The following is a 9826-nucleotide window of genomic DNA, read 5'->3' on the forward strand; positions in this document are numbered from 1 at the left end:
GTTAAGTCCTCTCTGTTTTGCTTAAAAACATCTCATTCATCGCCCCACCCGGAATTTGCATCGGGTAAACGTGTTCTTTCGGGTCAATATGAATGTCGAGGAATACCAGCTGATCTTTCAGGGCAAACGCCCGTTCCAGCGCCGGCATAAGCTGCTCCGGTTCGGTTACCCGAATGCCAACATGGCCATAGGCTTCGGCCAGTTTGACAAAGTCGGGTAGTGAATCCATATAGGAGCTGGCATAGCGTGACTCATAGTTCATATCCTGCCATTGCTTAACCATGCCCAGATAGCCGTTATTCAGGTTGATGATTTTTACCCCGAGGCCATATTGTTTGCAGGTTGATAACTCCTGAATATTCATCTGGATAGAGCCCTCGCCGGTAACACATACCACATCATCGTCAGGGAAATTCAGTTTTACCCCCATTGCTGCCGGCAGGCCAAAGCCCATAGTGCCGAGGCCGCCAGAGTTGATCCAGCGGTTTGGTTTATTAAAGCCGTAGTACTGGGCGGCATACATCTGGTGCTGGCCAACATCGCTACAGATGAAAGCATTGCCTTTGGTAATTTTGCTAACCTGTTCAATCACATATTGCGGTTTTAGTAAGGGCGAGTCGCTGTCATAGCGGCCACCGTGTACGGCGCGCCACTCATCAATTTGCTGCCACCATTTTTTTAAGGCGGCACTGTCCAGTTTCTTCTTCTTCTGCTGTAACAATTCCAGCATTTCAGAAAGTACCGGTTTTACCAGGCCCACGATCGGAATATGGGCATTGATGGTTTTACTGATACTGGCCGGGTCGATGTCGATATGGATAATAGTGGCATCGGGGCAGAATTTTTTGGTGTTATTGGTTACCCGGTCGTCAAAGCGGGCACCGACTGCCAGAATGAGATCGGCGTGGTGCATGGTCTGGTTAGCTTCATAGCTGCCATGCATGCCCAGCATGCCAATAAATTGTTTGTCGCTGGCCGGGTAACAGCCCAGGCCCATCAGAGTGTTGGTAACCGGTAAATTCAGCAGTTGCGCCAGTTCAGTCAGCTCGTCAGATGCGCCGCCCATAATCACGCCGCCACCGGCATACAGAATGGGTTTTTTTGCGGCCAATAACGCAGTAATAGCCTTTTTGATCTGGCCACTGTGACCTTTTAATTTTGGCTGATACGAGCGTAGCTTCACTTCACTGGGGTAGTGGTATGGAAACGTCTGGCTCGGAATGGTCATATCTTTCGGGATATCGATCACCACCGGGCCGGGCCGGCCGCTTTGTGCGATATAAAAGGCCTTTTTAATAATCGCCGGAATATCTTCCGGCCGGCGCACCGACATATTGTGCTTACAAATCGGCCGCGAAATGCCCAACATATCGGTTTCCTGAAAGGCATCGTCACCAATTAAATGGCTCATTACCTGGCCGGTAAGCACCACCATCGGAATTGAATCCATATAAGCGGTAGCAATGCCGGTAACCGCATTGGTTGCGCCGGGACCCGAGGTGACCAGCACAACGCCGGCTTTACCGGTAGCCCTGGCATAGGCGTCGGCCATGTGAGTGGCCGCCTGCTCATGGCGCACCAGTACGTGTTTCACTTTGGATTGCTGAAATAGTGCATCGTAAATATGCAGCACTGCGCCACCAGGATAGCCATAAAGGTACTCTACCCCCTCATCGGCCAGCGCCCGGATAACCATAGCGGCACCCGATAACATCTCGGTTTGTTTAGTTTGGCTTGTCATGGTGTTGTCTCATAGTTTTTTATAGCAAAAGCGTACGGCCAACGCTGGGTATTCAGCATTAGCTCAATAATCTGCAGCGCGCGAAATGACGCTGCCTGTTTGCTACGTGGACGGGTTGGTAACTATGGCGTTCTTGTTGTTGCTTCTTATGAAGTCGTATTATCTGAACGCTCTGATAATTTACGGGATGTCGGACGCAATGTCGATGGTTTTTTCAGATTTGCGGCAAGCTGCTCTGCGCTTGTAAAATACTGCCTCCGGCCACATAGTAAAGCCATTACGGCGAAATACAGGACCTGTTAGTTATGCAAAGCCCCATTGTTGAAGTCAATATCCAAAATGCCCGTGAGGTGCTGGAGCAATCGAATAAGCAGCTGGTACTGTTTCAGTTTCATTCGGCTCGCAGTGAAGGTTGCCAGCAGCTGACGCCCATTTTAACGGCGATAGTGCAGCGTTACCCACAGCAACTGCTGCTGGCCCGGGTAGATTGCGACCAGCAACAGGATTTAGCCATGCAGTTTGGCGTGCAGTCGCTGCCTACTGTGATGTTGATTAAAGGTGGCCGGCCGGTAGATGGCTTTGCCGGGGTAGAAACCGAGCAAGCCATTATGGCCCGCTTACAGTCTTATTTACCTAAGCCTGAAGATGAACTGATTGCCCGGGCGCAGCAGTTTCTGGCCGAGCAAAACCCGGCTGAAGCTTACCCGTTATTTAAGCAAGCTGTAGATATCGCGCCAGAACGCGCTGAGCTGAAAGTCTGGCTGGCCGATACTGCAGTTAGCCTCGGCCAGTTGTCGCAGGCACAGGCACTGTTAGCCGAAGTAAAACTGGCCGATCAGGACAGTGTATATAAGGCCGTGGTTGCCAAATTGGAGCTGGCACAGGAAGCCGCCGATACCCCGGAAATCAGGGCGTTGGAACAGCAACTGGGGGCCAACCCCGATGACAACAGCATTAAAGAGCAATTAGCAGTGCAGTATCAGGCAGCGCAGCGTAGTGAAGAAGCACTGGCCTTGTTACTGGGTATTTTGCAACTGGATCTCAACTACGGCGACAGTAAAAAATTGTTTCTGGATATCCTGGCGGCCCTGCCTAAAGGGGATGCCGTGGCCAGCCAGTACCGGCGTAAACTGTATAGCCTGTTGTATTAGTGGCCGCTGGTGACTGAAACGTCGGCACTGCAGCAAGCTTTTGTAGCATGTAGCACACTGCTTACCCAATACCGGCAGTACTGGCAGCTGGTGCCTTTTGCCTGCCAGCAATTGCCATGGCAAAACCCGGTGCTTGAGCAAAAGATATTAAGTCTGTCGGAGCAGGACCTGAGTGCTATTGACCAGAGTCTGGTGTTGCAGCAACAGCATTTTGGTGAGTTATTTGCAGGCTTATTTGCCTTAAATGACTATGTGGCCGAAGCGAATTCCGGGCTATCTGCTCGCGGACTTAAAAAAGTGCCGTTCTGGCTGGCCAATGGTATTGGCGGGCGTAAACTTGAGCAAATTGACGCGTTCGCCAGGCAATTGCCGCCAAGCGCCCGACCGATGTTGGAATGGTGCGCTGGTAAAGGCCACCTGGGCCGGTTACTGGCCTGGCAGTTTCAGCGGCCGGTAACCAGTATTGAATGGCAACAACAGCTTTGTGTTGATGGCAGCGCATTAGCCGCTCAGTTTGATATTCCGCAACACTTTGTCCATGCTGATGTGCTGACCGCAGCGGGCAGCGCCATATTGGCGCCGCAGCAGCAGGTGCTGGCGCTGCATGCCTGTGGTCAGTTGCATATTCAGTTGCTGCAGCAAGCGGTAGCCATTGGCTCTGAAGAATTGCACCTTGTGCCCTGTTGTTATCATTTAATTCCTGACGAGCACTATCTGCCGTTATCGAAACTTGCCCGGCAACATGATGTAGCGCTAAGCCAGCATGACTTAAAACTGGCCGTGCAGGGCCAGGTTACCGCTGGTGCCCGCGTTGAAAAGCTGCGCTATACCGAAGTGCAGTGGCGTCTGGCCTATCAGGCGCTGCGGGCAGAGCTCAGCGGTGACAGTCACTACCGGCCGCTGTCCTCGGTTGCCAAGCATTGGTTTAGCGGTGACTTTGCCGATTTTTGCCGTTGGGCGGCCGCGCAGCATCAGCTAAGCCTGCCGGCAGCGCCGGATTGGCAGTTCTATCTGAACAAAGGAGCAGAGCATGCTGCGCTGGTGCGCCGGATTGAACTGGTCAGGCATCTGTTCCGGCGGCCACTGGAGCTCTGGCTGGTGCTGGATCGCGCCTTGTACCTGGAACAACATGGCTATCAGGTGCGGTTAGCTGCGTTTTGTGATTATCAGGTTACACCGCGCAATCTGCTGATCCAGGCCTCCCTTAAAGCGACAACACAGCCAAGCTTAGCAAGCTAGTTGCTGTTCGGTGCCGGCCAGTTGCTCTTGCTGATAAAATGCTTGAATTTGCAGATCTTTAGCCTGCCAGCGCTGGTTTAACCATTGCTGAAACCGCTCGCGAAAGACCGGATCATTAAAGTAATCGCCAATTACCTGCTCATCTACTGCCAGCACATCGGCTTTAATTACAATCCGTTTTAAGCGTCCCATCAGCATATCTAACGCGACATGCTGTTGGTTATCGGGGTAAATTAAGGTCAAATCCAGAATGGCATTAAATTGCTCGCCCATGCTGGCCAGGGTAAAGGCGATACCACCGGCTTTCGGTGGTAATAAATACTGAAACGGGCTTTTTTTCGCCAGGCGTTTTTGCTCGGTACAGCGGCTGCCCTCAACAAAATTAATAATGGTAGTGGGTACTGTTAAAAATTTGGCGCAAGATTTACGCGTGGTGGCAATATCTTTACCTTTTAAATGCGGATATTTGGCCAGGGTTGCCGCGCTATAGCGTTTCATATAAGGCATATCGAGCGCCCAGCAGCCCGTTCCTAAAAAAGGCACCCACTTTAGCTGATCTTTTAAAAAAAACTTTGGCTCAGGAATCAGCTTATGGGCGAAGCCACTGACAACCGGAATATCCAGCCAGCTTTTATGATTAGCTATCAATAAGTACCAGCTTTCCCGGTCCAGAGTTTGCTCGCCGCTAATCTGCCAGTCGACATTGTTAAACAAATTTATCAGGCCGGTGTTAACGATGGTCCAGCCGCGGAAACAGCCACGGCCTGCCATTGCCAGCATCCGGTGCACGCCTTTAAAAGGCAATAACAGCTTAATAATGCCAATAGGAGTAACCACGATACCCCAGAACGCCAGATTCAGGGCAAAACAACTAAAGCTGACAGGTAACAGCAGCCAGCCCGGTAAAAAGCTTAACATCAGCCTGCTCCTTTCTGCACCAATCCGGCCAAATCCTGATCTTTTTGCTGCCATAACTGGTTAACCCACTGCTGAAACCGTTCGCGGTAAACCGGGTCGTTATAGTCGCCGATCAAATCGTTGGTGATTGGTAATACGTTAATGTTTACTGTTATATCACGAACTTTACCGGAAATATAATCCCAGAAACTGGGGATCCCCTGCGGGTAATGAATGGTTACATCCAGCATTTTATGCAGCTGCGTGCCCATTGCACCCAATACAAATGCGACACCACCGGCTTTAGGTTTTAATAGATGGCGAAAAGGCGATTGCTGACGGTCATGCTTCTCCTTAGTGAAGCGGGTGCCCTCGACAAAATTCATAATAGTGGTCGGTTTAAACTGAAACTTGCGACAGGCTTTGCGGGTAGTTTCAATATCCTTACCCTGTAAATGAGGATTCTTCTGCAAAAAACTCTTGCTATAGCGTTTCATAAACGGGAAATCGAGCGCCCACCAGCAAATACCCAGTAATGGCACATAAATCAGTTCTTTTTTCAGAAAAAATTTTATAAATGGAATTTTGTGGTTAAAAATATTCTGCAACACCAGAATATCAGCCCATGACTGATGGTTGGCCAGAATCAGGTACCAGTCTTTGCGTGACAGCTGCTCCAGCCCCTGTACATTCCAGCGGATACGGGTAAACAGTGCGGTAGTGAAGTTATTGACGCTGATCCAGGCCACGGCACAGGCATCCAGCAGGTATGTCATCCAGCTTTGCCAGCGGCTAACAGGTGGCAGTTTTAATATTGCCAGAATGACTACCGGAACAAACCAGAACAGCGTGTTAAAAAAGTACAATAACACTGACAATACGCCAACTACGGGCTTTGGAAGAAACGATAACATAGCGCACCTGATTATTTAGTGCTGCCTGGCTGGCAACAGGAAATAAGTTTAAGACAAACAGAGCAGCCAATGGCTGCTCTGTACTAGTCCGATCAGTGGCTATTCTAGCTTAATCTTCGAAATAGGTATAACCATAAACGCCGGATTTAAGCTCATCCAGTAAGGCATCTTTCTGTTCGGCGTTCATGTCCAGCTTTGCCAGCTGTTTACTGTATGACATCAGTAGTTTAGTAGCATCAAACTGCACATAGCGCAGCACATCGGCTACCGTATCCCCTTTAATGATATTCGTCAGCTTGTAACCGCCATCATCGGTCAGTTCAACGTGCACTGAGTCGGTATCGCCAAACAGGTTATGTAAGTCACCTAAAATTTCCTGATAGGCGCCGACCATAAACATGCCCAGTAAGTATTGCTCGTCTTCTTTATAAACCGGCAGTGGCAGGCTGGATTCAATACCGTTACCGTCGGCATAGCTTTTCAGCTGGCCGTCCGAGTCGCAGGTTATGTCCTGAATAATTGCCCGGTGATCCAGTGGTTCCAGCATCCGTTCCAGTGGCATTACCGGAAACAGCTGGTCGATACCCCAGGCATCGGGCATCGATTGAAACAATGAGAAATTAACGAATAGCTTATCGGCCAGTTTTTCATTCAGTTCATCATGAATAGCCCGGTGTGAGCGGGCGGACAAATCTAAGTTAGCCCGCACTTTATTAATGGTGGCAAAGTAAATTTGCTCCAGCAGTGACCAGTCCTGCAGCGTCAGCAGGCCATGCACATACTGGGCATGAGCATCGGTAAAATAGTGGATGGCATCATGGTAGGCCTCAACTGCCGAGCGTGGGGTTACGTTCTGATAGGCTTCCCAAAGACCCAGGATCACAGTAGGCGCATCTTCGCTTGGCTCAGGCAGATTTACTAAGCCCGGCGCCCGTTCAATATCAATGGCATCAGTCACCAGCACGGCATGGTGCGCAGTCATGGCCCGGCCCGATTCGGTAATAATATCCGGGTGCGGTAAGTCGTATTCGTCGCAGACTTCTTTTAACCCATTAACCACATTACGGGCATATTCCATCATGGTGTAGTTCATCGAGCAGGCTGAACGCGATTTCGAGCCTTCATAGTCGACTCCTAAACCACCGCCAACATCAACTGTGGTAATAGGCACACCTAAGGTACGCAGCTCGGCATAGTGGCGGGCACATTCGCGAATAGCATTATGAATATCGCGGATATTGGCAATTTGCGAACCGATATGAAAATGGACTAACTGCAGTAAATCGAGCTTGCCTGCGGCACGCAGTACATCAATTGCCTGCAATACCTGGGTGGCAGTTAAGCCAAATTTACCTTTTTCGCCACCGGTATTCTGCCACTTACCTTTACCGACTGAGTTTAAGCGAATGCGAATGCCGATACGTGGCGCGGCGCCTAAATTATCAATTTCCCGCAACAGGGTTTTCAGCTCAGATAATTTTTCTACCACCACATACACAGTATGGCCCATCATCTGGCCAATAGTCGCTAAGCGCAAAAACTCGCTGTCTTTATAACCGTTGCAGACAATTTGCAGTGGCTTTTCAGTCACGCCTAAAATGGCCATCAGCTCGGGCTTACTGCCTGCTTCCAGGCCCACTTTACCGCTTTCGTGGCTGATTAACCGTTTAACTACCGAGAACTGCTGGTTAACCTTAATTGGGTAAACGGCGGTATACTGGCCTTGATAGTCTTTTTCTGCTTTGGCATTTCTGAATGACTTAATCAGGGTATCAACCCGGTGCTGTAATATATCGGTAAAGCGCACCAGGACCGGTAAGGTCAGGCCTTCTTCTTTAAAACGGTTGGTCAGTTCAGGAAAGCTGATGCCCGCCTTACTGTGATCCTGGTCCGGATAAGCAATTAAATTGCCATCCTGGTTCACATCAAAATAGCCCTCACTCCATACGGCAACGTTATAAATAGAACGTGCTTTTTCAATACCCCAATCAGCCATTACGATTCCTTAAAAATTTCTCTGCCAGATAGTGTAAAGCCTATGCCGGTAAGCTGCAGCAAAAAACGATAAAAATTTGTTTGTTGCCGCCCATACAGGCAAAATATGCGACCTATACGTATAAGGGGAATAAAGATGTCAGTATTTGATGACAAAAAGTGGCTAACTGAAGTTTTTGCCGACAGCGGCAGTGTGTTTGGGCTAGCCATTACCAAAAAACTGGATGAAGTGCAGTCGCCGTTCCAGAAAATTGCGATGTATGAAACCAGCCACTTCGGTAATTTAATGGTGATTGACGACGTGATTATGCTCAGTAGCCGCGATAACTTTTTGTATCATGAAATGCTGAGCCATCCGGTGTTATTCACTCATCCTAACCCGAAAAATGTGGTGATTATTGGTGGCGGTGACTGCGGTACTTTGCGCGAAGTCTTAAAACATCCCGGGGTAGAGACAGTAACCCAGATTGATATCGATGAGCAGGTTACCCGGATGGCCGAAAAGTACTTCCCAGAGCTATGTGCGTCGAATAATGACCCGCGGGCAACCTTGCAGTTTGCCGATGGCATCAAGTTTATGCGCGAAGCGCAGGCTGAGTCTGTCGATGTGATTATTGTTGACTCAACCGACCCTATTGGCCCGGGTGAAGGCTTATTTAACCGGGCGTTTTATGCCAGCTGTCTGCAGGCACTGCGCTCTGGTGGTATTTTAGTGCAGCAAAGCGAATCGCCGTTAATTCACATGCCGCTGCTATCAGCGATGCGCCAGGCTATGAGTGATGCTGGTTTTGCCGCGCTGCAAACGCTTAATTTCCCGCAAATGGTCTATCCATCAGGCTGGTGGACCTGCACTCTGGCCCGCAAAGGCGCAGCCTTTAATGGCTTTCGTGAAGCCGATGCTCAGCAGGCATCTTTCGCCACTGAATACTACAATGTTGAAATCCATAAAGCGGCCAGTGCTCTGCCAAACTTTATGAAAAAAGCGCTGCAAGCTAACTGAATAAAGGTTTGATGTAGATAAAGTGTCTTAATGCCAGCTGAAGGTGAAAAATTAATAGCAAACAATGCTTGCTTAATTGGCAAGCCTTTTGTACATTAATTGCTCATAACAAGGGTGAAGTAATATGAGATACTTGTCGTTATTGTTTTTTGGGGCGTTTTCAGCGCAGGCGACGGTGTATAAGTGCGAAACGAATGGCGCTGTTGAATTCAGCCAGTTTCCATGTGCCAAGGATGCCGAAGCAGTAGATATGCGGCCGGTAGGAACTGCTTTATCAGGAACCCCTGGTGAGTTTCGGCAGCAAGTCGATGCAGTAAAACGGAAAAGTCGTTTTGTTGAATTTCAGATAGCCAAACTTGAGCAGGAAAAAACGCTGCTACTTGAAGAGTTGAAAGCCGAGCAATATAAACTTCGGCGCAGTTTTCCCCGGGCAGAGGAAGTTGCTGCGATTGCGCAGAAAATTGAACGGACCGAACAACGTTACGCCGAGCGGATTAGCACAGAGCGCGCAACGTTGCGCGGCTTGCAGGCACAGGCAGTATCACTGGAACGCCAGTACGCTCAAGCAGGAAATTAATATTATTTAATATTAAAACTAGGGCCTGTTGATCTTTGCTGTTCATAATTCAGCCAACCCACATTGGCAGCCATATAAGGCAGCAAGCCAAGGCCAGTGTACTTGCATAATTCCGGGCTAATTTATCATACCTTGTTGCTACTGAGCGGTAATGTTTTAGCCTGGCAAACACGTTCTCAACCAGATGGCGATATTTGTACAGACACCAGTCAATATCGCCATTCCCAATCTTCGAATTACGCTTGCGCGGTATGTTAGGGACGCCCTTTTTCTCTCGGATCTGCTCTCGTATCTTCTCGCTATCATAGCCCC

9 protein-coding genes are annotated in these 9826 nt (G+C 49.3%); 4 read left to right on the forward strand and 5 right to left on the reverse strand.

Features of this window, described 5'->3' with window-relative positions:
• Position 1: 1 nt before the first annotated feature.
• The gene (locus H141_RS0115905; RefSeq protein ID WP_019677279.1) at positions 2–1741 is read right to left on the reverse strand and encodes an acetolactate synthase 3 large subunit; all 1740 of its coding nucleotides are present in this window, start codon (positions 1739–1741) and stop codon (positions 2–4) included.
• 305 nt (positions 1742–2046) lie between these two features.
• On the opposite strand from H141_RS0115905, the gene H141_RS0115915 reads away from it, so the two are divergent.
• Together H141_RS0115915 and H141_RS0115920 are read left to right on the forward strand one after the other, a co-directional pair.
• Complete coding sequence (locus H141_RS0115915; protein WP_019677281.1) at positions 2047–2892, forward strand: co-chaperone YbbN; 846 nt, start codon at positions 2047–2049, stop codon at positions 2890–2892.
• Between the two features lie 9 nt (positions 2893–2901).
• Positions 2902–4131, forward strand: coding sequence for a methyltransferase (locus H141_RS0115920; RefSeq protein WP_019677282.1), 1230 nt, complete (start codon positions 2902–2904; stop codon positions 4129–4131).
• On the opposite strand, the gene H141_RS0115925 is transcribed toward H141_RS0115920, so the two are convergent.
• The 3 genes from H141_RS0115925 to speA form a co-directional block, all read right to left on the reverse strand.
• Complete coding sequence (locus tag H141_RS0115925) at positions 4120–5049, reverse strand: acyltransferase (RefSeq protein ID WP_019677283.1); 930 nt, start codon at positions 5047–5049, stop codon at positions 4120–4122. The two genes, H141_RS0115920 and H141_RS0115925, sit on opposite strands and share 12 nt — an antisense overlap.
• Positions 5049–5942 (reverse strand): acyltransferase, encoded by an 894-nt coding sequence (locus tag H141_RS0115930; RefSeq protein ID WP_019677284.1) that lies wholly within the window; start codon positions 5940–5942, stop codon positions 5049–5051. Before H141_RS0115930 ends, H141_RS0115925 begins: the two co-directional genes overlap by 1 nt.
• A 109-nt stretch (positions 5943–6051) precedes the next feature.
• Complete coding sequence (speA, locus tag H141_RS0115935; RefSeq protein WP_019677285.1) at positions 6052–7938, reverse strand: biosynthetic arginine decarboxylase; 1887 nt, start codon at positions 7936–7938, stop codon at positions 6052–6054.
• Positions 7939–8073: 135 nt separating this feature from the next.
• Between speA and speE the strand changes: the two genes are divergently transcribed.
• Both speE and H141_RS0115945 read left to right on the forward strand, forming a co-directional pair.
• Complete coding sequence (gene speE / locus H141_RS0115940; RefSeq protein WP_019677286.1) at positions 8074–8937, forward strand: polyamine aminopropyltransferase; 864 nt, start codon at positions 8074–8076, stop codon at positions 8935–8937.
• Positions 8938–9061: 124 nt separating this feature from the next.
• Positions 9062–9514, forward strand: coding sequence for a DUF4124 domain-containing protein (locus H141_RS0115945; RefSeq protein WP_019677287.1), 453 nt, complete (start codon positions 9062–9064; stop codon positions 9512–9514).
• 49 nt (positions 9515–9563) lie between these two features.
• Here the strand turns inward: H141_RS0115945 and H141_RS21220 are convergent.
• On the reverse strand, positions 9564–9826 hold a 263-nt coding region (locus H141_RS21220; protein ID WP_019677288.1), incomplete at its 5' end, for an IS5/IS1182 family transposase.

This window comes from Arsukibacterium perlucidum DSM 18276 (assembly GCF_000382165.1).
Taxonomy (GTDB): domain Bacteria; phylum Pseudomonadota; class Gammaproteobacteria; order Enterobacterales; family Alteromonadaceae; genus Alishewanella; species Alishewanella perlucidum.

Coding starts and splice junctions, on each gene's coding strand:
- H141_RS0115905 (WP_019677279.1), bottom strand. CDS start 1,741: ATGACAAGCCAAACTAAACAAACCGAGATGTTATCGGGTGCCGCTATG.
- H141_RS0115915 (WP_019677281.1), top strand. CDS start 2,047: ATGCAAAGCCCCATTGTTGAAGTCAATATCCAAAATGCCCGTGAGGTG.
- H141_RS0115925 (WP_019677283.1), bottom strand. CDS start 5,049: ATGTTAAGCTTTTTACCGGGCTGGCTGCTGTTACCTGTCAGCTTTAGT.
- H141_RS0115930 (WP_019677284.1), bottom strand. CDS start 5,942: ATGTTATCGTTTCTTCCAAAGCCCGTAGTTGGCGTATTGTCAGTGTTA.
- speA (WP_019677285.1), bottom strand. CDS start 7,938: ATGGCTGATTGGGGTATTGAAAAAGCACGTTCTATTTATAACGTTGCC.
- speE (WP_019677286.1), top strand. CDS start 8,074: ATGTCAGTATTTGATGACAAAAAGTGGCTAACTGAAGTTTTTGCCGAC.
- H141_RS0115945 (WP_019677287.1), top strand. CDS start 9,062: ATGAGATACTTGTCGTTATTGTTTTTTGGGGCGTTTTCAGCGCAGGCG.